Source organism: Acinetobacter sp. ANC 5045 (genome assembly GCF_004331005.1).
GTDB classification, from domain to species: Bacteria; Pseudomonadota; Gammaproteobacteria; order Pseudomonadales; family Moraxellaceae; genus Acinetobacter; species Acinetobacter towneri.
Map to the genome: position 1 here is coordinate 14663 of NZ_SJNS01000001.1, position 26054 is coordinate 40716.

Consider the following 26054-nt stretch of genomic DNA (forward strand, 5'->3'; position numbering starts at 1 on the left):
TTGGCGATGTGCAAAATCAAAGAACTTTTTTATAAGCCATGCCTCGCATGGCTTTGATTTATGTATTTTTAGCCTGTAAGGCATCTAACTTTTTCAACACTTCTGCCACAGCTACCATCGCAAAACTGGACGTGACCACCACCGCCGAACCATAGCCGCCACAGCGCAAGCCTGCGCTTGGGCATACATCGGCACTAGAAAATGGATTGTCGATGGAATACACACAGGTAATCCCAAACTTTTCTTTTGGCTTTTTACAAATACCTTTGCTGCGTAATTGGGCGCGCAATTTGGCCAACATTGGGTCTTGTTCGGTTTTAGATAAATCTGCCACTCGAATTTTCAACGGATCAAGTTTGCCACCTGCACCACCCGAAACAATCAGTGGAATCTTGTTAAAACGACAATGCAGCATCAACGCTAGTTTAGCTTTTACGTCATCAATGCAATCTAAAATCAAATCAGGTGCAGTCGCCAATAACGCTTTGACGTTATCTGGACTGAGGTAATCATCGACCAAATTAATTTTGATACGTGGATTAATGGCGCGACAACGCTCTGCCATGACATTAATTTTTTCATGCCCCAAGGTTGAGCTCATGGCAGGCAATTGACGGTTAATGTTAGATGCTGCGACCACATCCATATCCACCAATGTCAGCTCGCCGATACCTGTACGTGCCAACGCCTCAACTGCCCAAGAGCCGACACCGCCAATTCCAATCACCATGACATGACTTTGGGCATAATGCTGAAAAGCACTGTCGCCATAAATCTTGGCCACACCCGCAAAACGGCGTTCATATTCATCATCTTGAAGAAGGTCTGTCATGCTGCAATCAAATCTAATTTCAAAGTGTGGGCATTTTACTGCGTTTCGCAGACTTCGTGTTGTTTCATCTAAAGTTTAGGCAAGTCTAATATTTGAATGCTATTCTGCCAAATCTGTGCGGCTAAAGTTTGCGGTGCAATATCTAAACAATCCGCTAAACCTTCAAGCACATAAATCAGGTTCGCAGGGGTATTTCGGGTTCGTGATTGAGTATCTGTCTGACAACATAAAGGCGTCATATCGGGGCAGTCGGTTTCCAAAACCAAATGTTCAGCACCAATTTCCTGCACAACACGGCGCAGTTTTTTTGCATTGGGATTGGTAATCTGCCCTGTCACACCAATTTTAAAGCCCAATTTGATCAGTGCTTTGGCTTCTTCTACCCCACCGCTAAAAGCATGTGCAATGCCACCAAACTGAAATTGTTGTTGTTTGAGTATTTTTAAGGTTTCGGCATGGGCCTTACGAATATGTAGCAGTACAGGTTTTTGTCGATGGCGTGCGATTTCCAATTGCGCGGCAAAAAAATCTTGCTGCTTTTGAAACGCTTCAGGCTGTTTATGTTCAACCAAAAAAGTGTCTAAGCCAATTTCACCCACCGCGACACAATGCTGTTGTTGCAAAAAATGTTCTAAATCTTGTAAATGTTGGTCTTGATGTTGTTCGATATAAAAAGGATGCAAGCCTGGTGCAAGATGACTTTGTGGCACATGCTCAAGTTGGTTTAAAAACTGTTGTGTAGAGATTAAATCTTGAAAACGTGATTGTACAAAGCCAATCAGTACCAAATGTTCTACGCCTGCTGCCTTGGCCGCATACGCCAATTGCTCCCGATCTGAGTCAAAATCAGGTACATCAAAATGGGTATGCGTATCAAACAGCGCAATGCTCATATTAAGATTTCGCTTTGGTTGTGTTTACTGCACTGGCTTCGGCAGATTTTGCGGTTGCTTCAGAGGCTGCTTCTGTTACAGGCAAATACGCAGCTTTTAAAATCCCCTGCAGTTCTGCATACGGAATGGTTAAACGCGGTAAACCAACGACATAAGGGCCTATTTCATATTCTGCGTATTGCAGAATTAAACCCTGTTGACCTAAATAGTAATTTTCCGACAGCTTAAATTTCCACGCTTGTTCATATTCTTGCACATTGGTGGAAAGTTCAGATGCGATGACCCATTGTTTAAACGCTTCGTAGGCTTTGCGCTCCAATTGTGGACGCTGCTTCTCTAACAGAATGTCATTTAACAATACTAATTTTTTCTGTTCTAAATCAAAATTATAGTATTGCTGTGCCGATGCACCATGCGCTCCTCCCAAATAACTACTGCTATTCAGTACCACGGTTGCCAAAGGCTGATCTGCATTCAAAATTTTAGGCTTAATCATCAAACTGATTTTATGATTTGAGCTTAAAGCTTTCAGTTCCTGATCAAGTACCAAAAAGCTTTGCACATAAGGCACAGTTTGTTTTTCTAATTTTTGCGCCAAAGTTTCCACTTGTGCAATGGCTGCTGCAGTGGGGTTGCTGGCAGGTGCATCTGCAGCACTGGCTGCTGTATTTTCACTGGCTGCATTCTCAACTGCTATAGCCTCAGAAGCCGCCTGCTGTGGTGCAATTTCTAAAATTTGTGCCAATTCTTGAATAATTTTCTGATCAATAAAATGGTCGATAAAGGCCTGATTACTATTCAAACGCTCAATTGAAATTTCAGGGCAGTTATTCCCTTCACATTTAGGCAACGACAAATTCAGTTTTTCAGTATCCCCGACCAGTTTTAAGCTTTGTTGTTCCGCCTGCGTCTGCTCTGGCTCGACTGTTTCTGGTTCGGTTTTCTTTGGCTGACATGCAGTAATCCCTAGCGTTGTAATTAAAATACTGATCGCCAAAATACTTTTATTTTTCAACATGGATCCAACCTTGATTTCATCTATTTTTGCTTGTCACCGTACTCACCTACTAAAACATAGATGGATAGATGTCTGCTTTTAAAACTTGTTGTGTTTGTGCTTTGCTTAGGTAAATATCTAACTGCGTGCCATCTTTGACAATTTCATGGGTGCGATAATGCAATCCTAAGCCCTGATCATCAAAAAACCAATCTGCCTGCCCCCAGTATAATTTGGCAGGTGCTGCTTTTTGCACGTCACTGCTTTGTGTTTTGAGCCAATCCTGATAGGCCTGCTGTACAAAAGTATTCATACGGGTTTGTTGTTTGGCATCAATCACATCTAAAACAGACAAGGCTTTTTGCTGCTTCCGATCTGCCACAAAGAAATAATAGCGTTCTTTGACCTGCGTGCCTTCCTGTTTGCTATCTACCCCGACTTGCAACAAAACATATTGATTGCGTTGATATGCCATACGGGTGTACATCGCCAATTCATAAGCTTTATTTTGATCTAATTGTGCCTGCCAAGCATCGGATTTTTTCACATAGGCATCTACGGCTTGCTGCAAACTCATGTTTTGTTTTAAGCCAATTTGATCTTGAATCACCATGGCCTGATTTTTTGCAATCCAACTGTTGAGCCATGTATCTTGGGTATTTAAAGTTTGTACCTCTAATTCAATGCAGTTTTTATTTTCACAAAATGGCAAGGCAATTTCTGCTGCCTGTTGCTTGATATTCAAATACGGTAAAACATCCGCTTGATCTTTCTGAAAAATAGACGTTTGCTCATCTGAGTTTTGATCTTGTTTAGATGAGTCACAGGCGCTAAGCAAAACCATCCCGCTCAAAATTGCACCCAGATAAACCGATTTTTGCTGCATGATTTCCCCAATTCACTTATCAAAAATAATCTTTAATCTTTTACCGCCCCCATAATAAAACAGCTTCCTAAAGAAGCTGTTTTAATTTTGAAACTTTTAGCCACGCTGAACATTCATCTACGCTACGCTGATCGCACCTGCCAGATCAAACATTAGCAACGGCTTAGTGCTCGCGCGTGTTTCTAAACTCAATGTCAGGGTAACGCTCTTGCATTAACTGTAAATTCACACGGCTTGGCGCGAGATAAGTTAAGTGACCACCACCATCGAGAGACAACTGATCGTGGGCTTTTTTCTTAAATTCGTTAAACTTTTTCTCATCGGCACAAGACACCCAGCGTACCGTGTTGATGCTGACAGGCTCGTAAATACAATCGACTTTGTATTCTTCTTTCAGGCGATAGGCGACGACTTCAAACTGTAGCACACCAACAGCACCTACGATTAAATCATTGCTGTTTTGTGGCATAAAGACTTGCGTTGCACCTTCTTCTGAAAGCTCTTTAAGGCCTTTTTGCAGCTGTTTGGACTTCAATGGGTCTTTCAAGCGTACACGACGGAACATTTCAGGTGCGAAGTGCGGAATCCCTGTAAATTGCAACTTTTCACCCGAAGTGAAGGTATCGCCAATTTGAATCGTCCCGTGGTTATGTAGACCAATAATGTCGCCCGGCCAAGCTTCTTCGAGGTGCTGACGGTCACCTGCCAAGAAGGTCAAGGCATCGCTGATACGTACATCTTTATCAATACGCACATGCTTCATTTTTAAGCCTTTTTCATACTTGCCTGAACAGATTCGCATGAAAGCAATACGGTCACGGTGCTTCGGATCCATATTGGCCTGAATTTTAAAAACAAAACCACTAAAGCCTTCTTCATTGGCTTCTACAATACGGTCTTGCGTTGGATGTGCTTTTGGCGGCGGCGCATATTCACTGAATGCATTCAATACATGATCTACACCGAAGTTACCCAAAGCCGTACCAAACAGCACTGGTGTTTGACGACCCGCTAAAAACTCTTCACGGTCTAAAGGCTCATTCGCCATTTGTACCAATTCAAGTGATTCTTCAAATGCCGCCCATGCCAATTCACCTACTTTTTCACGTAGGTCTGCATGGTTATAGCCATCACGTACTTCAATTTCAGGAATGGTTGAACCAAAACCTGATTTGTACACATAAAACTTTTCTTCGATGAGGTTAAACACCCCTGCGAAATCACGCCCTGTACCCATTGGCCAAGTGATTGGCACACACTTAATTTTGAGGACATTTTCAATTTCATCCAACAACTCTAATGGTTCACGAATTTCGCGGTCCATTTTGTTGACGAATGAAATGATGGGTGTGTCACGCATACGACACACATCCATTAATTTAATGGTACGGTCTTCGACACCTTTCGCACCATCAATCACCATCAGTGCAGAGTCCACCGCAGTTAGAGTGCGGTAAGTATCTTCAGAGAAATCTTCGTGCCCTGGGGTATCGAGCAGGTTAATCATTTTGTCTTTATACGGGAATTGCATCACCGAAGTTGTAATGGAAATACCACGTTCTTTTTCCATTTCCATCCAGTCAGATGTTGCGCCACGATCTGACTTACGGCTTTTTACCATCCCTGCAACTTGAATGGCTTGTCCCCATAACAGCAGTTTTTCTGTCATGGTGGTTTTACCAGCATCGGGGTGGGAAATAATCGCGAAAGTACGTCGCTGTGCGACCTGCGCCGCTAACTCATCTTTAAAACTCATGCAAGACACCTACTGCAGAACTGCAGTGTATAAGATCAAAATGATCAATATGAAAAATTGGCGTAATTGTAGCAGATTTGAATCAAATTTTATTGATTGTTGATATGTTCTAATTTATCCATAACTGAGAATATAGTTATTTTTTCAATCTATACTTTTGCTTTGGGCTTTTCGGTTTTTCTGGAATCGTACGCTCAATCAAAACTAATTCTATGGCAGGATTCACATCGTTCTTTTGGAATGTTGCGCTATGAGTTAAACCTAACAACTGCATCAACTCAGCCAAACTATATTCATCTTGTTTCATCACTGAAATTAAACGCTGGACTTGGTCGCTCACTTGTACGCTATCTTGAGCGGTAGCATGATCGCTAGCTTAAGCCGAATGTTTAAACAGCTCTTCTAAACGCTCAACATCCATTGGTAAGCCTAATAAGTAGCCCTGTAATTGCTGACAGCCTAAACGGGTTAAAATTTCTGCTTGTAACGGCGTTTCCACCCCTTCAGCGGTCACAGTTAAACCCAGTTTAATCGCCAACTGAATAATACTTTCTAAAATTAATTCTTCTTTGCTGTCCAAACACAAATCTAAAATAAAAGCACGATCAATTTTCAACTCATCGACTGGCAATTTTTTCAAATATAAGAAGCTCGAATGTCCTGTGCCAAAATCATCAATCGCCAATTGAATCCCCATTTGACGCAAACGCTCAAAACTACGAATACTCGATTCAATATGATGCATTGCTGTACTTTCAGTCACTTCAATCATCAAGTGTTGGGGTTGAATCTCATAGCGTTTAAACAAGTTTTCTAAAGTCGAAAATAAGTGTTTATGTTCAAACTGCACTGCCGATAAATTCACAGCCACAGGAAATAACGGTGCACCCGATCTTTCCCAAATTTGAATTTGTTTAAAGGCTTCTTCTAGCGTCCAATAGCCAATTTGAATAATCAACCCCGTCTTTTCAGCTCCTTTAATAAACATATTTGGGGTAAGTAAACCATGTACGGGGTGATACCAACGAATTAAAGCTTCTACGCCACAAATTTTATGGTCAGCGGCTTTAAACTTTGGCTGATAGAACAACGCAAATTGTTGTTGTTCAACTGCTTTATATAAATCATTAATCAACTTACTTTGGCTTTTAGCCTCAAGTAACTCCAGATCATAATTAAATATTGAACTGGTGTTACGCCCCTGATATTTAGAGGTCAGCATCGCCGCATCAGCATTCATTAAAATATCTTGCAAATTGGTGCCATGCTCTGGATACATCGCAATGCCAATACTGCCTGAAATATTAATGACCTTGCCTGCAATTAAGAAACTTTGCTGAATCAGTTCTAATATTTTTTCAGAAATGAGCGTGGCTTCTGCAATGTCGGTATGTTCAATCACCAAAAGAAATTCATCGCCACCAATTCTTAATAACTGGGTATTTTCGCCCAAGTGGGATTGCACACGTTTAGACAACTGAATCAGCAATTGATCGCCAACATGATGCCCAAATACGTCATTCACCGCTTTAAAGCGGTCTAAGTCGATATACAAAAATGCAATTTTAGTGTTTTTTTGCCGATGCTCAGAAAAAAGCAATTGTGCATATTCAGCTAAATATAAACGGTTGGGCAATTTGGTCAGGTTATCTTTGACTGCCTGATTGGCCAATTCACGGTTGGCTAAAGACAATTGTCTGCTTTTTTCTTCTAAGCGCAGCTCCAGCAGAGATACGCCCACCGCAGCAGCAAAAATCAGACTGGTCACTAAAATAACCACCAACAGAGCTGGCCCTTGCCCGATCTGGAAGTGCCCTGATTGAGGCAAATCTGCTGTAGAGTAAAGATGCAGTGCTTCCATGCCTATATAGTGCATGGCAACAATGCTCAGACTCATGAGCACCGCAATGAAAATTTTATATTGTGCCTGACGCCCCATTCTGCACTTGGAATGAAACATAAACCAAAAGGTAAGTATTGCACCGCCAATGGCCACTAATACAGACAGCAAAACAATGGTAGGATCATAATAACTACGGTAGCCTTCTACCTGAATTCCCATCATGCCCGTATAGTGCATGCCTGAAATACCCAACCCCATTAAAATGCCGCTCAGGATCAAACGCGCCACAGGCAGGGTCGATTGCGTGGTCAGCCAAACCGCAAACGTAGAAGCGATAAATGCAATAACAAAAGATAGGGTCGTAAAGCTAAGATCAAATTGATACGGTGCAGGTAACTGGCATGCCAACATGCCCACAAAATGCATACTCCACACTGCCGCACCCAGCAGTAAACCACTCATGATTAATGCAATTTTTTTTAGTTGTTGTTGTACATTTTGAAAAAGCATTTGCTCAACAGACACTGCAAAATAGCAGGCCAATACTGAGATTGCTACCGAGCCAATTACCAAGCTCAGATCATAATGTACATGCATCATTAGATGTATCCATCTCTGTCATATTTTATTGTTTTTCGGCTACTCAATCTCACACTCTCTTATAAATAATAACTAAAAAGCAACCTGAACGACGGATTGATCTAGCAAAGACTGCATTGACTTAAGAGTCTAATACTATTCCGCTTTGGTCAATAGTCAAATATATAATATGTCATCATGAAATAATGGCAATTCAAAACTGCTAAAAATAGCTGTCTGACTCAAAGCTATATGCATCTTGTCACTTTACTTTTCGCTTTAGCCTGAAAAAACCAGCAACTTTTAGCTGCTGGTTCTATTTGATTAAGATTCTAACATTGTTTTAAGGTTGATTCGGCTCAGAAACACCTTTTTGCAACATGGCATAGTCTTGTAAAACCTGTGCTGCTTCAATCACAAAAGCTTCTTCCTCAGGCAAGGCAGGACGTTGTGCCGCCTTCATTTTGGCACGCGCTTCTGCCAAAGCATCAATAGATGCCTGATAGCTTTCCCAATTGGCAAATGGTTTCAAACCTGTTTCCTGACGGCGTTTGTTTTCCGCAGTCAGCGTTTGTTGCTCCAAAGCCAACAACTCAGCTCTGCGTTGTTCAATATCTAACACAATGCTTTTGCGATCTTCAGTTTGTTTGGCAATTTGCTTACGTTGTTCCAAATATTGAAATTGCGGATCAAGCGTGACACGTTGCTGTGACAATTGCCCTAGCTTGGTGATGTACGGCTGTACTGAACCTTCACGCTTAAATGGTGCAGTTGGAATAGTATCCCACTTCAAAGCATTTTTCGCTTTGCGTTCACCAAACTCCTCATTGTAAATATCTACCAGTTTAATGTCTGGAATCACACCCTTGTTTTGGGTACTTCCGCCTGTAATACGGTAGAACTTACGTTGGGTTAAGGTCGCCTGACCATAGGCCAAGGTGTCGAGTTGTACCTGCGCTGTACCTTTACCAGTGGTGGTGCTACCAATCACAATCCCGCGCTGATAGTCCTGAATTGCAGCAGAGTAAATTTCACTGGCCGAAGCAGAAGCGAGGTTAATCATCACTGCCAATGGGCCTGCATAAGTCTGTGCACCGCCATCGTCATCTTCAAATACGCTCACGTTGCCATTGCCATCACGAATTTGCACCACAGGGCCTGATTTGATTACTTGCCCAAGCATACGTGCCACTTCTTCCAATGAGCCGCCAGGGTTGTTACGTAAATCGACAATAATCCCTGCGACATTTTTGGCCGCCAAACTTTTCAGGGCATTGTTGGTATCTTCCGACACTGAGCGATATTCATTACCTGCGCGACGCGCACGGTAATTCAAATAAAAGGATGGAATTTCAATCACACCGTAGGTATAAGTTTGACCATCACGTTTGATGTCAATCGTTCGTGAACGAACTCCCGCATCTTCTTCCTGAATCACATCACGCACAATGGTCACATTACGCGCCTGATTCATCGCCGCACCCGCACCCAACAAACGCACAGTGACTTTGGTGCCACGTTTACCGCGAATCAGCCCCACAATTTCATTGCTCGGCCAACCCACAACATCCACCATTTTTTCGCCATCTTGCGCTACACCAATAATGCGGTCACCCGATTTCACCTGCCCAGTTTTACTGGCAGGACCACCTTCAACAATGGTTTCAATTTTGGTGTAGTCTTCATTGCCCCGTTCAGGACGAATCGACACCCCAATCCCTTCAAGCTGCAAAGTCGTTTGACGATTCAGCTCCATCGCATCGACAGGTGGGAAATAATTGCTGTGCGGATCATAAGTCAGCATCATCGCATTCAAAGTTTTATCCAGCACGTCATCGCTCTTTAAACGATCCATTCGCTCTAACTGGCGGGTATAACGCTTGGTTAAAGTCTGAACTGGTGTCAAATCTTCTGGACTTGCCAAATCCTGCCCATTGGTCAATTCAGGGTTATCTTTAATGGCTTTTTGTTTTGCCAATTCTTCTTCTTTGCTAATGGTCAGGTTAATGAGCTGCGACACCAGCATTTTTTGCCAATGCTTACGCATTTCTGCTTCAGTATTAAAGAACGGTGCTTTTTCCCGATCTGTTTCAATCGTGATATTTGGCTGTTTTAAATTTTGTGGTTTTTTCAGCTCTGCCAACATGAAATGATAAAACTGTTTTAAGCGTTCACGATACTGTGCATGAATTTGATACGGTCCAGCCAAATTGCCTGCTTTTAATGAAGCGCCAAATGTTGCTGCATATTGTTTGCGGTATTGCTCAACTTCTTTAGCCAAAAACAAAGTGTGGTCAGGGTCTAAACTGTCGATATAAAAATCAAAAATGCGCTGCGACGTCGCAGCATCTAAACGCTGATTTAAATAATGCTGACGATCGACCAAGGTCGCCAATTGACGCGAAACCAAAGCTTGTTCCTGCGTCGGCACAATACTGTTAGCAACGACAGCGGTATTATTGGCTGCAATTGCCTCGTTAATGGCGTGAGAAAAGAAAAAACCGCCAGTTGCTATTGCAACCGCACAAGCGATGGTTTGAAGTTTCATAAAAATATTTACGTCCTTGGTTTTTGACCAATCTCTGCTTTTCACAATGAATTGAGCAGATTCAAAATCTTATACAACTTAATTTGGGTCTGTCGTGTAGTTTTATCATAATCTGTGCTGTCAAAATGTAGCAAATCATTGCAGAATTCAGGTATTGTTTTTTTATTGATAAAAATCGAATACGGACACCCAATATGATTGGCGCATTGATGCTCGACATCGCTGGCACAGAACTTACTCAAGAAGATATTGAACTATTAAGCGCTCCGCAAGTCGGTGGAGTCATTTTATTTGCCCGAAATATCCAATCTCCTGCGCAAGTACGCGCCTTGACCGACCACATGCGTCAGGTACGCCCTGATATTTTAATTGCAGTCGATCAGGAAGGCGGACGCGTACAACGCTTAAAACAAGGTTTTACCCTATTGCCTGCTATGGGTAGATTTGGCGAGTTATACCAAAACGAACCTGAACGTGCCTTAGATTTAGCCGAAGAATGTGGCTGGTTGATGGCCACCGAAGTATTAGCCGTAGGCATTGATTTTAGTTTTGCACCCGTTTTAGATTTAAATGACATCAGTGATGTCATTGGAGATCGTGCTTTTGCTGCGCGTCCTGTCGATATTATTGCTTTGGCAGATGCTTTTTTACGTGGAATGCATCGTGCAGGAATGGCAACCACAGGCAAGCATTTTCCTGGGCATGGATCGGTTAAAGCAGACTCTCACGTTGCTGCCGCGATAGATTCACGTTCTTTTGCCGAAATTCAGCAACAGGATATGCAAACCTTTATCCAACTGCAAAATCAACTGGATGCCCTCATGCCTGCACATGTTATTTATGATCAGGTCGATCCGAACCCTGCAGGTTTTTCTGAGTTTTGGTTACAGCAAGTGCTTCGCAAAGACTTGGGCTATGATGGTGTACTCTTTTCGGATGATTTAAGCATGCAGGCGGCTTGTGTAGCAGGCGATGCCGATGCACGTATTCATGCCGCTTTGCTTGCAGGCTGTGACATGGGATTGGTCTGCAACAACCGTGCTGCACAACGATTGGCTTTAAATGCGATTGCCGATTTACCCTTGCCGAATCAGGCACGTTTAGAACGCATGCGCGGTAAAATCCCTGAGCTTAGTGCAGAGTTTAGCATTGCTGAAGTTTTAGACTTGGGTGATGAATGGCGAAGCGTCCGTGATCGTATCTTGGTATTTAAAGAACAAAGTGCCGCGCTACTGGCAGCACAAACTAGTCACGACCCGACCAATTATTCAAGTACCACTAAAAACGCTGCGACTTGAGATCACCACAAACTAACTAGGGTCTGTTGACAATTCGTCTATGTTTGCGACGTGAGAGATATATCTCGCAAGATTTTTTAGCTGATATAAGGCATGGGACAGGAAATTTAGTCATTCTAAATGACTGGCACATAACGCAATAGCAGCAAAAAATATGCTCGCCCCCTTGCGCAGCAAACAAAGCAACGCTTTGTTCTTGCTCATGTGGCTAAAACTTTCTCAGATTGCGTTATGGAACTTGAAAATAGGTCCACTATTCCCTGCGTTTTATGCCTGATCTGCTCAGTTTTAGCCTACAGCGCAAGCCATTTATGAAATGTCAACAGACCCTATACGCCTTCACTTTTTCACAGCATTTATACGACAAAGGAACACGACAGCTTATTCCTTTTTGATTATGATAAACTTATTCTATTTTGAGTATATGCCTGACACCGCAGCTTGAGTGTCAAAGCATGCCTAAAAAGACAACGACCACCATACAAACAATTAAGGTCTATACGAAAATGACAAAAACATTGCTGAACAGCAAAATCACGACAGAAAAAAGGACTGAAATGCACAACTCGGATGCCAAGCCAACTCGCTCAGACACGACTGCATTGTCCAAACATCGGCATATTTCTTTTACCGCACATTATACGGGATATATCTGGTATCAAAGGGGGATTTCACATCCTGTATTTGCGACCCGAAAAGGCAAGTTTTTAGCCAAATTGGTACATCCTTTAGAAAACTGGGCAGAACGTCATGTGGGCGGCAGTATGCGCAGCACCCTCAAACAACGTCACCAAATGATTGATGCACACTTAACCGCACTGATTCAGCAACATCCGCAATTACAAGTGCTCGAAATTGCATCTGGGCTGTCACCACGCAGCTGGAACTTTCGACAAAAATATCCTGAACTGAATTACCGTGAACTGGATTTGCCTGATATGGCGCAAATTAAAACTCAAGCGTTACGACAAATTGACCACGACGCACCTGAAGTTCTCACCGCCGATATTTTTAGTGAATCCTTTCAACAGGCCTTTGAATATTTTGATCACTCGCAGCCCTTAGTAATTATTAGTGAAGGTTTAATTAACTACTTCAGCAAAGACATGCTACAACAGCTGTTAAATGGCATGTGTAACTACACCCAAGACTTTCCAGAACTGCATTATTTAACCGATATTTACCCTGAACCCGTCAAAAACAAGCTCGCCAATTTTATTTGGAACTGCAGCCGATTATTGAAATTTATGTCACGCAGTGCTTTCACCTTTCACTTTCAATCTCCGCAGGAATTAACTCAGTTTTTTCAAAATGCAGGTTTTGAGCAAGTGCAGCTACAACAACCACAACTGTATTTTTCCAACAGCTCTTTAGAAAAAACAACCGCAGAACATTTAGGCGATTTAGTCTGGATGGTTCATGCCTACAAAAAAAATAGCGTGGTTTAACACGCTATTTTGATTCTATTTTCTTTGGATAATTTTAAACCAAGCACTGATTTTATCTACTAACGGGCATATTCCAAATTTTGTGCAGCCGCTTTTTGACGTTCCACATAACGCAACAAACGTTCTGCCACCTCAAAACTACCATGCTTAAATAATGCGCGTAGTTGCTGCCCTTGGCTTTCAAAAATTAAACATTCAATGCTAAAACTGCCTTCCTCATCCTGTAATTCTAAGGCCATATCTCGTTCAAACTGTGCTGCTTGTGCCGCCAACGCAGCATTTTCAAAATCAAGCAATACACCAAAGAAGTTTAAATCGACAATGTGCGTAGCAATTTTCAAATCAGAATGACGATACTGCAAATGACTTTGCGGATTTTGCACCCGAATACGCGCTTCTCCACGGCGTTCCATCGTCAATAGTTGCGCACGTGTCATTGGAATAATGCCATCTAAGTCCTGAATAGATTCATCGCTTAAAAAGGTCGCAAATAAATTCATGGTTTCTTTACGGCGCTGTAATTGCGGCACATGATCTGCATTGGCAATCATGGCAAATTCCATGTTCGGGCACTGTAAGGCAAAATTGGCATTTTCATGCGGCAAGGTAAAACTGTCATATTGCCCACACGCCACCAAAACCTTACATTGCGGAATAGGCACATTGGTTAACCGCAATAAACGGTTGCAGTTCACATCGTAGCGATCTTGCTCTGTAGCGGTAAAGTCGGCCATTTGTCGGTAAAACAAACGCTTTGCAGTCGGTGACATGCGAGTTTGTTCCATTTTGGCATGATTGACCAAGTATAAAATCACCGCCTGACCAAATTCATCCATGCGCTGCTCTTTCATTAAATGCAGTGATTCTTCAAGCAACATGCGCCAACTTTTACGGGTCTTTTGCATAACCCCCATTAAAATCATGCGATCAATCAATTCAGGACGCTGATCTGCTAGACACGATGCCACCACCGAACCCAATGACATGCCCATGACGGATACTTTATCTAAGCCGACAATATCCAGCCAATCACCCAACATCTGACCTAAATCATGCAGTTCTAGCGTTCCTGCCGACTCACCTGTTTCCACATTGGTCATTTGCTGATTGGCGCCCATAGATGGCATATCAATTAAAATGATTGGCCCTGCACGAAAAAGCTGCTCGACACAATATTTATATGAATTAAAGTTTTGGAATGCACCACCAATAATCACAATTGGAGTTAAATGTGCGGTTTCTGGCTGAGCAATTGCCATGTATTCCACTTTCCAGCCGTTGATCCAAGTGGTACGAGCGGGTTGTTTAAAGCTGTGTTTATCGTAAATATCAAAAAAACAGACATGCGAACTTGCGTCCTGTACATCCGTGTCCATCTGGATCATGGAATTCATATTCCTTACCTCCATGCGCATTTTATTTTTATTGTGCAAGTGTTCGTCATTGAACGATTACCCACTTATCTGAATTAAAGTGGCATCCTGCTTATTGTTGTGAATGACATCAATGTCGTTATCGCATCATTCTATACAGGTGCTGATTTTATACGCAACATTTTCTATGACCGCTCATCTACTTTTAAATCATAAAGCATTTCAAAATATTAATTTTTGTGATGAAAGCATTGAAAAATATGAAAAGATTGAACAATTTAGTCGATTTTCCGCTGAGACGCTTCATTGTGCAGGCACAGACTGTTAATATCGAGTTGAAATTTCTAAGTGATCAAACCGCTATGCAAGAGTCTATTGAACAATATATGCAAACGGTAGGACAACAAGCACGCCAAGCCTCTCGTGTCTTAGCAAGCGCTTCTACCCAATCTAAAAACAATGCGTTATCGGCTATTTATACGGCATTGGAAAATAGCGAGTCCGCTATTTTAGCTGCCAACCAAATTGATATGACCAAAGGTCGTAACAACAACTTGGATAGCGCACTGCTTGATCGCTTAGAACTTAACCCCGCACGCTTTAAAGGCATGTTACAAGGTCTGAAAGATGTGATTGGTCTCATGGATCCAATTGGTGAAATTACCGATATGGCTTACCGTCCATCTGGTATTCAATTGGGCAAAATGCGTGTACCGCTAGGTGTGGTGGGCATGATTTACGAATCACGTCCAAACGTAACCCTTGAAGCTGCGTCTTTGGCATTAAAATCAGGCAATGCGATTATTTTACGTGGTGGTTCTGAAGCACTGGAATCTAACCAAGCGATTGCTGCCGCGATTCAACACGGCTTAAAAGCATCAGGCTTGCCAGAAACATCGGTGCAAGTGATTAACACCTCAGACCGTGCTGCCGTTGGGCAATTAATTACCATGTCTGAATATGTAGATGTAATTGTGCCACGTGGCGGTAAAAGTCTGATTGAACGCATCAGCAATGAAGCGCGTATTCCAGTGATTAAACATTTGGATGGTAACTGTCACGTATTTGTAGAAGCACAGGCCGATTTACAAAAAGCCCTGCCTATTGCCCTGAATGCAAAAACTCACCGTTATGGCGTCTGTAATGCCATGGAAACATTGTTGGTCGATGAGGCTGTTGCCGCACAATTCTTGCCACGTATTGCCGAACTATATGCAGAAAAACAAATCGAATTACGCGGCTGTCCTGCAACCCAAAAGATTTTGGGTACAAGTGTTAAAACAGCAACCGAAGAAGATTGGTACACCGAATATTTAGGCCCAATTTTGGCAGTTAAAGTGGTTTCAGGAATTGATGAGGCAATTGAACATATCAATAAATATGGTTCACATCATACTGATGCCATTATTACTGAAAACTTTAGTTTGGCGCGTCAATTCTTGGCTGCGGTAGATTCTAGTTCAGTCATGATTAACGCTTCTACACGCTTTGCTGATGGTTTTGAATATGGTTTAGGTGCTGAAATTGGAATCTCTACCGATAAAATTCATACCCGTGGCCCTGTCGGTTTGGAAGGTTTAACCTCACAAAAATGGATCGTGTTTGGCGATGGTCAAATCCGCCAATAAAATCCATCTGTAATTTTGCAATATCCAAATATAATGTTCAGTTTCACAGGAAGCTGAACATTATTCCCTTCTATTTTTTAGACATTGTTTTAAGACACAGTTCCACTACACATTTCTGCCTAACGCTCACTTAAAATAAAAACACCATCAAGATTAGAAAAATCATCAAAAAGAGTGGCGATGCTTATGTTTTATTATTTGATTATTAGTACCTTTGCTTTAGCACTGTTGGTGTCGTTCATTGTCATGCGTCTGTTTTCCAGCTCCATCAATGCAATTTTGGCGCGTATCATCCACGACCCAATTCATGAAGCATGGGCAAAGTACACCAAATTTGCAGGCATGGTGGTCGGCACATCTTCAGGCATTCGTATTTACGATATGGAAAAATACATTACCCCACTCACCTATGCCGAAAATGACAAAAGAATTGTGATTGAACTGACGCAAGAACGCTGGGTATTGGAAATTTACCGCACCATTATTGAAACCTTACAAGGCTTGGCGTGGATGATGTTGGTGTTTTTTATGGTGGCACTGATTGCTTATGTGATTGTCCGTTGGTCGGAAATTAAATACGCTGCCAAATCAAAATAAACCGACAAAGATTGAGGAAATAATTTAAAACAGTTTGCCACTCGCCTGCAGAATGAAGTGTGCTATGTTAAGAGAATACAACAGGAATTAAGCAGAAATTTTAGACCATCATTTCATGAAAAAATGAAAGTTTCGGGCTGATAAATTTTAATTATTTCTGATTTCATGGTCGATAATGCTTAAGTCTAATCTCCTAAAGTCTATCTAGGAGCAATAAAAAACCCATGATAAAACATACGTAATGATCAAGATTGCAACACAATAGATTGCCGTTTGCCATATCTTGCAATGCAGCTTGATTGACTAGGGATAACTTCAATTAGAATTCGGGTACATAAAAGTGACTACATCAGTATTAGTGATTAACTGCGGATCTTCTTCTATCAAATATGCGCTTGTATCTGAAAGCGTTGGAGATCGTATCTTTGGTTTGGCAGAAAATCTAGGTTCTGCTGATGCGCGCATTAAAGGCATTACCGCAGGTGGTGAGCCGCTCGAACTTTCTATTCCACATGCTGACCATGAAAAAGCATTGGAAACTATTCTTGGTCGCTTATCTCAATATAAGCCACAAGCCATTGGTCACCGCGTTGTACACGGCGGTACTTTAACCAAAGCAGAATTATTAACTGAAGAAATCGTGCAACGTATTCGTGAAGCAACTCCGCTTGCACCTTTACACAACCCTGCACACTTGGTGGGTATTGAAGCAACAATGCGTTTGTTCCCAGAACTTCCGCAAGTGGCTGTATTTGATACTGCATTCCACCAAACGATGCCTGCTCACGCTTACCGTTATGCAGTGCCTAAATTCTTATATACCGACCACAACGTACGTCGTTATGGCTTCCACGGTACAAGTCACGCATACGTTTCAGAGCGCGGTTCAGAGTTGGCTGGCAGCTTCAAACAAGGTGGCTGGTTAACTGCTCACTTGGGTAACGGTAGCTCGACTTGTGCAATCTGGAATGGTCAAAGTGTAGACACATCGATGGGCCTAACCCCACTTGAAGGTTTGGTGATGGGTACTCGTAGTGGTGATGTAGACCCAAGCTTACACAGCTTCCTTGCAAGCAACTTAGGTTGGGATATCTACAAAATTGACAAAATGCTAAACAGCCAAAGTGGTTTACTTGGTTTGTCAGGCTTATCGAACGACATGCGTACCCTGATTGAAGCATCTGAACAAGGCAACGAAGATGCAACGCTTGCAATTGAAGTATTCTGCTACCGTTTAGCTAAATCTTTAGCTGCACTTAGCTGTGGTTTACCACGCTTAGATGGCTTATTCTTCACAGGTGGTATTGGCGAAAACTCTGCGTACATCCGTGAAAAAACTGTATCTTACTTGCCACACTTTGGCTTTAACTTCAGCAAAGAACGCAATGACAGCTTAAAACGCGGTACTGAAGGTCGTATTGATGCAGGTACAGGCGGTCCACAAATTTGGGTTGTACCAACTGACGAAGAAGGCCGTATTGCGAAAGAAACTGCGCAAGTTGCAGAGGAGCTAAAGTCAGCTGCAAAAAAGTCTGAATGTGACGCTGCGATTGCTTAAGCAATCGTAGTGCTCAGCCACTTTCAATCAGTCCCTTTACGATTTAGAAAAAATTATGAAAACAATACTTTTGGTTCCTACAGAAATTGGTGTTGGTTTAACATCAGCATGTTTAGGTTTAATTTACGCTTTGGAATGCCAAGGCGTAAAAGCAGGTTTCTTAAAGCCTTTTTCACAAGAATTACAACCTGAAGCAGACCGCACAACTGCGTTGTATCGTCACCTGTTCAAGCATGAAACAGTTGAGCCGATTTCTTATACTGCGCTGACTGAGCGTTTAAAAAATGATGAAAATGACGAATTGCTTGAAGATGCAGTTCGTTTACATCGTGAAATTTCTAAACATCACGATATCATTATTGTAGAAGGCGTGTTGCCAAACGGACGTGATCCATTTGCAACTGAATTGAATGCAAATTTGGCTAAAGCACTTGATGCAAAAGTCATTATTGTCAGCAATGCCGACATCAACAATGCTGTTAAAACAGCGTCAAAAGTAGACAATCAATTACGTTTCTTTGGTGGTGCAACTTGTGAGCGTACTGCGGGCGTATTGTTTATGCGTACCAAAGGTTTACCAGAAGATTCTGCACAAATTCCTGTTACGCTTGATCCAAACTTACGTTTAATTAGCGACACCAACCAGTTTGTCAGCAAAATTCAAACTACACATCCAATGATTGGTAAAGATTGCATGCCAGTGATTGGCTTGGTGCCATTCAGCAATACTTTAAGTGTGCCACGCATGTCGGACTTGGCTGCACACATTTCTGCAGAATGGATTAACCAAGGTGAAGCAGCGCAGCGCCGTGTATTACACAGCAGCTTAATTGCATCGAATATTGAACACGAAATGCATAAATTCGTTGCAGGCGAGCTGATTATCAGTGGTTCTGACCGTGTCGATGTATTGCTTGCCAGTAGCTTAGCCAGCAGCAATGGTATTCCACTTGCAGGTTTGGTGTTAACTGAACATCAAGCACCAAGCGCACAAGCTTTAGAGTTCTGCCAAGCAGCAATGAAAAATGGCTTGCCAATTTTACATACTAAATTGAGCACCTTTGAAACTGCACATCAGTTATTAAACCTGAGCAACGAAATTCCTGTAGATGATACTGAGCGTGCAGAACAAGTTACCCGCTTTGTGGCCAGTCACATCAATGCAGAATGGTTAACCCAATTAATCAGCGATACGCATAAACCACGTTTATCGCCTTCTGCGTTCCGCCATGAATTGGTGCAAAAATCTATTGCAGCGAAAAAACGTATCGTGCTTCCAGAGGGTGATGAGCCACGTACCGTTCAAGCTGCAGCGATTTGTCAATCACGTGGTATTGCCCACTGCGTATTATTGGCAAAACCAGAAGCGGTAGTCGATGTTGCCAAAGCACGCGGTATTGAGCTTCCACACGACTTAGAAATCATTGATCCTGACTTGATTCGTGAAAACTATGTCGAAAAAATGGTTGCGATGCGTAAAGGCAAACTTACTGACGATCAAGCACGTGAACAGCTGCAAGACACTGTCGTATTAGGTACGATGATGTTAGCACTTGATCAGGTTGATGGCTTGGTGTCTGGTGCGGTGCATACTACAGCCAATACAGTTCGTCCCGCATTCCAGCTCATTAAAACTGCACCTGATTATTCATTGGTATCTTCAGTATTCTTTATGCTGTTACCAGATGAAGTATATGTGTACGGTGACTGTGCGATTAACCCAGACCCAGATGCTGAACAATTGGCTGAAATTGCGATTCAATCTGCTGACTCTGCAAAAGCGTTTGGTATTGACCCACGTATTGCCATGATTTCTTACTCAACTGGTACTTCGGGTGCAGGTGCTGACGTAGAAAAAGTAGCGAAAGCGACTGAAATTGCGAAACAACGTCGTCCTGACTTACTGATTGATGGCCCATTACAGTACGATGCAGCATCGGTTGAAAGTGTTGGTCGCTCTAAAGCACCAAACTCTCAAGTTGCAGGTCGCGCCAATGTGTTCATTTTCCCTGACTTGAACACAGGTAACACGACGTATAAAGCAGTACAGCGTTCTGCTAACGTGGTGAGTGTTGGCCCAATGCTACAAGGCTTGAACAAGCCAGTGAATGACTTGTCACGTGGTGCATTGGTAGATGACATTGTGTTCACGATTGCATTGACTGCGATTCAGGCAGAGCAACAAGCAGCTCAATAATTCGTAAAGTTAAGTTTTACAAACCACCTGATTGAAAAATTGGGTGGTTTTTTTATTCCACACTGTAGATTCATAGATCACTACAAAAATTGATTAGCTCCATCCAATCTATTTTTAAAACCTCTGCGCCAACCACACCGTATGCCCTGCACAGTCCTGATCTTCCGCGAGCATTTTCACAACTTTAAAGCCATAATCTTTTAACAATTGCCGATATTCATCCTGCGACAAACTGGCGTGATAAAGTGCTTCACCAAACATTTCCCCAATCGCCTCACCCGCAGCAGGTCCACTGCTAAACATTAAAACTGTATTGGCGGTAGACCATTGCGCAAATTTCTCGAACATGCAGCGCTGATCGTTTGGCGTTAAATGAAAAAAGCTATCCCACGCCAAAATACCATCAAAGCACCGATTCAAGTTCACTGAGCGCATATCGGCTTCAATCCAGCACTGTTCAGGAAAATGTTCACGTGCCATCTCCAGCATGCTGTCTGCGCTATCTACTCCTGTAAGTTGATGCCCATGCTGTAATAGATATGCAGCAATAGGACGCCCCGAACCACAGCCCAAATCTAATATTTTGGCCTGCGCAGGCAAATAAGCAAGAAAACGATCCAGCCAAGTTTTTTCATATAACAACTGACCGCGCAAGTCTGTCCACGCTTTTGCATGCCGTTGATAAATGGGGATAATCTGAGCAGCTAAATGCGTGTGATCATTCATATTTACCCCAAACATCATTCCAAAGAAGTCTTTGAACATAGCTGAATTTGCACCAACAAAACAGCAAAATCATGGCCCGTTTTGACGACATAATTTTATGGATATTTCACAAATTCTCTCAAGCTAACGACTGATATTAAACTTTCGCCCAAAGCTTGATCAAAGTGCCCACAATCGCTGCATTTTATCTTATAATTTAGCCCGCTAGCTATCCGCCCGCTCAAGAGATTTTTGATATGACAACTATTATCAAGCAAGATGACTTGATCACTTCGATCAAAGACGCGCTTCAGTTCATTTCCTACTATCATCCACAAGACTTCATCCAAGCGATGAGCCGTGCTTATGATCGTGAAGAAAACAAAGCTGCGAAAGATGCGATTGCACAGATCTTAATTAACTCACGTATGTGTGCAGAAGGTCATCGTCCAATCTGTCAAGATACTGGTATCGTAAACGTATTCCTTGAAGTGGGTTTAGACGTTAAATTTGATTTAACCATGAGCTTGGACGATGCGATTAACGAAGGTGTACGTCAAGGTTACCTAGAAAACTCAAACGTACTTCGTGCATCGGTATTGGCTGATCCTGCATTTGGTCGTAAAAATACCAAAGACAACACCCCAGCAGTGATTCACTACAAACTCGTTCCGGGTAACAAAGTTGATATTACGGTTGCTGCTAAAGGTGGTGGTTCAGAAAACAAATCTAAATTGGCCATGCTGAACCCATCTGACTCAATTGTAGACTGGGTACTTAAAACTGTTCCAACTATGGGTGCAGGCTGGTGTCCACCGGGTATGCTCGGTATTGGTATTGGTGGTACTGCTGAAAAAGCCATGATGCTTGCAAAAGAAGCACTTATGGAAGAAATCAACATGGACGAATTATTACGTCGCGGTCCACAAAACAAAATGGAAGAACTCCGTATCGAGATCTTCGAGAAAGTGAATGCTCTTGGTATTGGCGCACAAGGTTTGGGCGGCTTAACGACGGTTCTTGATATTAAAATTAAAGACTACCCTTGCCACGCTGCAGGCAAACCAGTGGGTATGATTCCAAACTGTGCTGCAACTCGTCACGCACACTTCCAGTTAGATGGTTCAGGTGTAGCCCATATTCAAGCACCTAAACTTGAAGACTACCCAGAAGTAACTTGGGATTCTTCTAAATCTAAACGTGTAGATTTAGACAACATTACTCAAGAAGAAATGAACTCTTGGCAGCCGGGCGATACGTTGTTATTAAACGGTACGATTTACACAGGTCGTGATGCTGCACATAAGCGCATGGTCGACATGATCAACAATGGTGAAGAATTACCAGTCGACTTAAAAGGCAAATTCATTTACTACGTTGGCCCTGTCGATCCTGTTGGTGATGAGGTCGTTGGCCCTGCAGGTCCAACAACGGCAACCCGTATGGACAAATTCACCCGCCAAGTCTTAGAACACACTGGTTTGTTCGGTATGATTGGTAAGGCAGATCGTGGTCCTGCAGCCATTGAAGCGATCAAAGACCACAAAGCGACTTACCTCATGGCAGTAGGTGGTGCAGCTTACCTCGTATCTAAAGCAGTACGTGAAGCAGAAGTGGTTGCTTTTGAAGACTTAGGTATGGAAGCAATCTACAAATTCAAAGTTGAAGATATGCCTGTATCTGTTGCGGTAGATGTCAATGGTACATCTATCCACGCGATTGCACCAAAAATCTGGCAAGCTAAAATTGGCAAGATTCCCATTGTAGATGCTGCAGCAGAATAATATTCCAATTTAGTAATAAGCGAAAAAGCACCCAACATTGGGTGCTTTTTTATGCTTACTGGAAATAAATAAAAGCAATGCATGAGATAAAGATGCAAAACCTTACCACGTTCTCGGATCCCACAATTTAAAGGGTTGGGTTAAGTGCACATCTTCCGCAGGGTCATATTTCTCATGCTTGATTTTTTGTGGCTTTTTACGCAACTTACCTGTGGTTTGATCTTCCGCGACAAAGTTATAGCTTTCGGTTTTCAATTGAGTAAACGCTATTTCCTGTTGTGCCGTACTTGAAGGCATAAGAATTAAAGGCCCTGAAACCTCTTTGCGGGTACTCAAGTTTTCTTCATCATATTTAATAAAATACGACTGCCCTGCCTGTACCTGAAAATCCAAATACTTTGGTTTTTGGAAATGTAATGCACCCAAAGGACGACTCACACTCAGACGATACGCGCCCGGTGCCAGTTCAACCCAGTAATAATGATTGTGCAATAAACTTGGAATCCGATGTTTGTTGATAAACATACTAGCCGCGACAATTTCCTGTCTATTCCATTTAGAATCTGGACGATATAAATACACGATGGCAGCATCGGCATGTTGTGCCTGAACAGGTTTAAAATTTTGCCCTAGTTTTTGATTGACCCAACCACCAATGGTCATCATGCCCAAACGGTGTTGTTCTACAAAACCAGGTTTTTGTTCTAAATCTAAAACTTTTAAGGTACTAGGTGGTTGCGTTTGTTGCACCACGTTTTTTTTGCCATGACATCCCAGCAACATTAAACTGGTCACGACCAAGATTGCGACACCACGCATGTCTATCCCTCACTGCGTTTCTTATTTTTGTAAATCACGTTTTTGAAATCACGCTGCAAATTCATTTTGCAATTGTTGTTTTGAATAATGGGCATCCACGCCTAGGTCTAAGATTAACACTGCCTTGATTTTTTTGACAATAAAAAACGTGCCGAAACCTAGCGTTTCGGCACGTTTCAGACGAATAGCGTATTAAGCAGTTTTGCTGTCTAATACTTTTAAGTCAATTTTTTCTGCTGCAGGTTCTTCTGTTTGAGGCTGACGTTCGGTCTGAAATTCAGGTTTAGCACCTTCTTCAATCACCGCTTCAGTCACTACCACTGTGCCAACATCGGTACGGCTTGGCAAGTCGTACATGGTTTCGAGCAAGGCATTTTCCAGAATTGAACGCAAACCACGCGCACCTGTATTACGTTCAAGGGCTTTTTTCGCCACTGCACGTAATGCTGCATCTTCAAAGACTAAATCGACATTTTCCATCTCGAATAAGTATTGATATTGACGGGTTAAGGCATTTTTCGGCTCGGTCAGAATTTGCATCAATGCATCTTCATCTAGCTCGTCTAGCGTTGCAATTACAGGCAAACGACCAATGAACTCTGGAATTAAGCCAAATTTCACCAAATCGGTTGCTTCTACCTGACGAAATAAATCAGACAATTTCTTGCCTTCATCTTTTTTCTTCACGTCTGCCGTAAAACCAATGCCGCCTTTTTCTTGGCGTTGCTGCACAATTTTCTCTAAACCAGAGAATGCGCCACCGCAAATAAACAAGATATTTGAAGTATCAATTTGAATGAATTCTTGCTGCGGATGCTTACGTCCACCTTGAGGCGGAATAGAAGCCACCGTGCCTTCAATCATTTTGAGCAAGGCTTGCTGAACACCTTCACCAGACACATCACGAGTAATTGATGGGTTTTCAGACTTACGCGTGATCTTGTCAATTTCATCAATGTAGATAATGCCTTTTTGTGCTTTTTCTACATCGTAATCGGCTTTTTGCAACAGCTTTTGCACGATGTTTTCGACATCTTCACCCACATAACCCGCTTCGGTTAAAGTCGTGGCATCTGCCATTGCAAAAGGCACATCTAATAGACGTGCTAAGGTCTGTGCAAGTAAGGTTTTACCCGAACCCGTTGGACCTACCAACATGATGTTACTTTTTGAGATTTCGACAGCATCGCCTGCTTTATGCGCCTGATTGCTCACTTTTAGGCGTTTGTAATGGTTATATACTGCAACCGATAAGGTTTTTTTCGCAGTATCTTGACCAATTACATACTGATCAAGCGCAGCACGAATTTCATGTGGTTTTGGCAATGGACGTGTTGCCCAATCACCCGACTCAACTTGTTGACTGGTCTGAACCAAGTCTAAGCATACGTCCACACATTCATTACAGATGTATGCGTCCTCGCCTGCAATCAGCTTCCCGACTTCAGACTGCGTTTTACCGCAAAATGAACAATGTTTTTGTCCCTGAGGATGTTCGGACATAGTCACTCCAATATCTCAATCTTTAAAACTTATGGACGTTTTGTTAAAACTTCATCCACAAGACCGTATTCCTTCGCTGCCTGCGCAGTCATGAAGTTGTCACGGTCGGTATCTCTTGCGACAGTTTCATAGTCCTGACCACTATGTTCTGCCATTAAACGGTTCAAACGCTCTTTAATGAATAGAATTTCACGCGCATGAATTTCAATATCTGATGCCTGACCACGGAAACCACCCAATGGTTGGTGAATCATAACGCGGGCATTCTCAAGACAGTAACGCTTACCTTTTGCGCCTGCATTTAACAGGAATGCACCCATAGATGCTGCTTGTCCCATACAGTAAGTCACGACGTCTGGTTTAATAAATTGCATGGTATCGTAAATTGCCATACCTGCAGTCACTGAACCACCTGGTGAGTTAATGTAAAGGTGAATATCTTTATCTGGGTTCTCAGCTTCTAAAAACAACATCTGCGCCACAATTAAGTTGGCCATATTATCTTCGACTTCACCCGTTAAGAAAATGACACGTTCACGTAAAAGACGTGAATAAATATCAAAAGAACGCTCACCACGAGATGATTGTTCGACCACCATGGGTACTAAAGCATTTTCAATTGTTGGAACATACATAATGGTTATTTATTCCTAAATTCTTGTGACACGACTCATGTTCACAATATGAGGGATAATTGTCTAAATTGCAAAATATTCACGGCTTAAATCGTAGATATTTTGAGTTAAATGCGATCAATCTCTGAAAAACTGAAAACCGCGATGCAATAAAAAAGGCGCACGAAGCGCCTTT

19 protein-coding genes and 1 pseudogene are annotated in these 26054 nt (G+C 42.3%); 7 read left to right on the top strand and 13 right to left on the bottom strand.

The genetic code is table 11. The annotated features are described in order from the left end of the window. Nucleotides 1-58: 58 nt before the first annotated feature. The 8 genes and pseudogenes from E0H79_RS00075 to E0H79_RS00110 all read right to left on the bottom strand — a co-directional run bounded on the left by E0H79_RS00075 (nucleotide 59) and on the right by E0H79_RS00110 (nucleotide 10334). Complete coding sequence (locus E0H79_RS00075) at nucleotides 59-832, bottom strand: ThiF family adenylyltransferase (protein ID WP_004974901.1); 774 nt, start codon at nucleotides 830-832, stop codon at nucleotides 59-61. Between the two features lie 68 nt (nucleotides 833-900). Then, on the bottom strand, nucleotides 901-1725 hold the full coding sequence (locus tag E0H79_RS00080) for a TatD family hydrolase (RefSeq protein ID WP_004974890.1): 825 nt from the start codon (nucleotides 1723-1725) through the stop codon (nucleotides 901-903). Nucleotide 1726: 1 nt separating this feature from the next. After that, nucleotides 1727-2743 (bottom strand): RsiV family protein, encoded by a 1017-nt coding sequence (locus E0H79_RS00085; protein ID WP_096901396.1) that lies wholly within the window; start codon nucleotides 2741-2743, stop codon nucleotides 1727-1729. Nucleotides 2744-2792: 49 nt separating this feature from the next. Beyond that, nucleotides 2793-3608, bottom strand: coding sequence for a hypothetical protein (locus E0H79_RS00090; RefSeq protein ID WP_096901395.1), 816 nt, complete (start codon nucleotides 3606-3608; stop codon nucleotides 2793-2795). Between the two features lie 163 nt (nucleotides 3609-3771). Further along, nucleotides 3772-5364, bottom strand: coding sequence for a peptide chain release factor 3 (locus E0H79_RS00095; RefSeq protein ID WP_131260566.1), 1593 nt, complete (start codon nucleotides 5362-5364; stop codon nucleotides 3772-3774). Between the two features lie 136 nt (nucleotides 5365-5500). Beyond that, nucleotides 5501-5737 (bottom strand): annotated as a pseudogene (locus E0H79_RS00100) (Fic family protein); the annotation flags it as partial. A gap of 3 nt (nucleotides 5738-5740) precedes the next feature. Then, nucleotides 5741-7807: a putative bifunctional diguanylate cyclase/phosphodiesterase gene (locus tag E0H79_RS00105; protein ID WP_131260567.1), complete on the bottom strand. Its 2067-nt coding sequence runs from the start codon at nucleotides 7805-7807 to the stop codon at nucleotides 5741-5743. 322 nt (nucleotides 7808-8129) lie between these two features. Next, nucleotides 8130-10334: a carboxy terminal-processing peptidase gene (locus tag E0H79_RS00110; RefSeq protein WP_131260568.1), complete on the bottom strand. Its 2205-nt coding sequence runs from the start codon at nucleotides 10332-10334 to the stop codon at nucleotides 8130-8132. A gap of 194 nt (nucleotides 10335-10528) precedes the next feature. Between E0H79_RS00110 and nagZ the strand changes: the two genes are divergently transcribed. After that, nucleotides 10529-11632, top strand: coding sequence for a beta-N-acetylhexosaminidase (nagZ, locus tag E0H79_RS00115; RefSeq protein ID WP_004974880.1), 1104 nt, complete (start codon nucleotides 10529-10531; stop codon nucleotides 11630-11632). Between the two features lie 557 nt (nucleotides 11633-12189). Further along, nucleotides 12190-13080 carry a class I SAM-dependent methyltransferase gene (locus tag E0H79_RS00120; protein ID WP_004974878.1) on the top strand — a complete coding sequence of 297 codons (891 nt, stop codon included), beginning with the start codon at nucleotides 12190-12192 and terminating at the stop codon, nucleotides 13078-13080. 59 nt (nucleotides 13081-13139) lie between these two features. Here the strand turns inward: E0H79_RS00120 and E0H79_RS00125 are convergent, their stop codons facing one another. Then, the gene (locus tag E0H79_RS00125) at nucleotides 13140-14474 is read right to left on the bottom strand and encodes an alpha/beta fold hydrolase (RefSeq protein ID WP_004974874.1); all 1335 of its coding nucleotides are present in this window, start codon (nucleotides 14472-14474) and stop codon (nucleotides 13140-13142) included. A 341-nt stretch (nucleotides 14475-14815) separates the two neighbouring features. On the opposite strand from E0H79_RS00125, the gene E0H79_RS00130 reads away from it, so the two are divergent. From E0H79_RS00130 to pta, 4 genes are all read left to right on the top strand, one after another. Then, nucleotides 14816-16081, top strand: a complete 1266-nt coding sequence (locus E0H79_RS00130; protein ID WP_131260781.1) for a glutamate-5-semialdehyde dehydrogenase — start codon at nucleotides 14816-14818, stop codon at nucleotides 16079-16081. 186 nt (nucleotides 16082-16267) lie between these two features. Beyond that, nucleotides 16268-16678 (top strand): hypothetical protein, encoded by a 411-nt coding sequence (locus E0H79_RS00135; RefSeq protein WP_026438428.1) that lies wholly within the window; start codon nucleotides 16268-16270, stop codon nucleotides 16676-16678. Nucleotides 16679-17018: 340 nt separating this feature from the next. Beyond that, the gene (locus E0H79_RS00140) at nucleotides 17019-18236 is read left to right on the top strand and encodes an acetate/propionate family kinase (RefSeq protein WP_096901391.1); all 1218 of its coding nucleotides are present in this window, start codon (nucleotides 17019-17021) and stop codon (nucleotides 18234-18236) included. Between the two features lie 55 nt (nucleotides 18237-18291). Further along, nucleotides 18292-20433 carry a phosphate acetyltransferase gene (pta, locus tag E0H79_RS00145; RefSeq protein WP_131260569.1) on the top strand — a complete coding sequence of 714 codons (2142 nt, stop codon included), beginning with the start codon at nucleotides 18292-18294 and terminating at the stop codon, nucleotides 20431-20433. A gap of 114 nt (nucleotides 20434-20547) precedes the next feature. Here the strand turns inward: pta and E0H79_RS00150 are convergent, their stop codons facing one another. Next, nucleotides 20548-21159, bottom strand: coding sequence for a class I SAM-dependent DNA methyltransferase (locus E0H79_RS00150; RefSeq protein WP_131260570.1), 612 nt, complete (start codon nucleotides 21157-21159; stop codon nucleotides 20548-20550). A gap of 236 nt (nucleotides 21160-21395) precedes the next feature. Between E0H79_RS00150 and E0H79_RS00155 the strand changes: the two genes are divergently transcribed. Further along, on the top strand, nucleotides 21396-22922 hold the full coding sequence (locus E0H79_RS00155) for a fumarate hydratase (RefSeq protein ID WP_131260571.1): 1527 nt from the start codon (nucleotides 21396-21398) through the stop codon (nucleotides 22920-22922). A 102-nt stretch (nucleotides 22923-23024) separates the two neighbouring features. Here E0H79_RS00155 and E0H79_RS00160 read toward each other — a convergent pair whose 3' ends face one another. The 3 genes from E0H79_RS00160 to clpP form a co-directional block, all read right to left on the bottom strand. Continuing rightward, nucleotides 23025-23741: a DUF2846 domain-containing protein gene (locus E0H79_RS00160; protein ID WP_070153234.1), complete on the bottom strand. Its 717-nt coding sequence runs from the start codon at nucleotides 23739-23741 to the stop codon at nucleotides 23025-23027. A 192-nt stretch (nucleotides 23742-23933) separates the two neighbouring features. Beyond that, nucleotides 23934-25244 carry an ATP-dependent protease ATP-binding subunit ClpX gene (gene clpX / locus E0H79_RS00165; RefSeq protein WP_004974856.1) on the bottom strand — a complete coding sequence of 437 codons (1311 nt, stop codon included), beginning with the start codon at nucleotides 25242-25244 and terminating at the stop codon, nucleotides 23934-23936. Nucleotides 25245-25273: 29 nt separating this feature from the next. Beyond that, nucleotides 25274-25879: an ATP-dependent Clp endopeptidase proteolytic subunit ClpP gene (gene clpP, locus E0H79_RS00170; protein WP_004974855.1), complete on the bottom strand. Its 606-nt coding sequence runs from the start codon at nucleotides 25877-25879 to the stop codon at nucleotides 25274-25276. Nucleotides 25880-26054 lie beyond the last annotated feature (175 nt).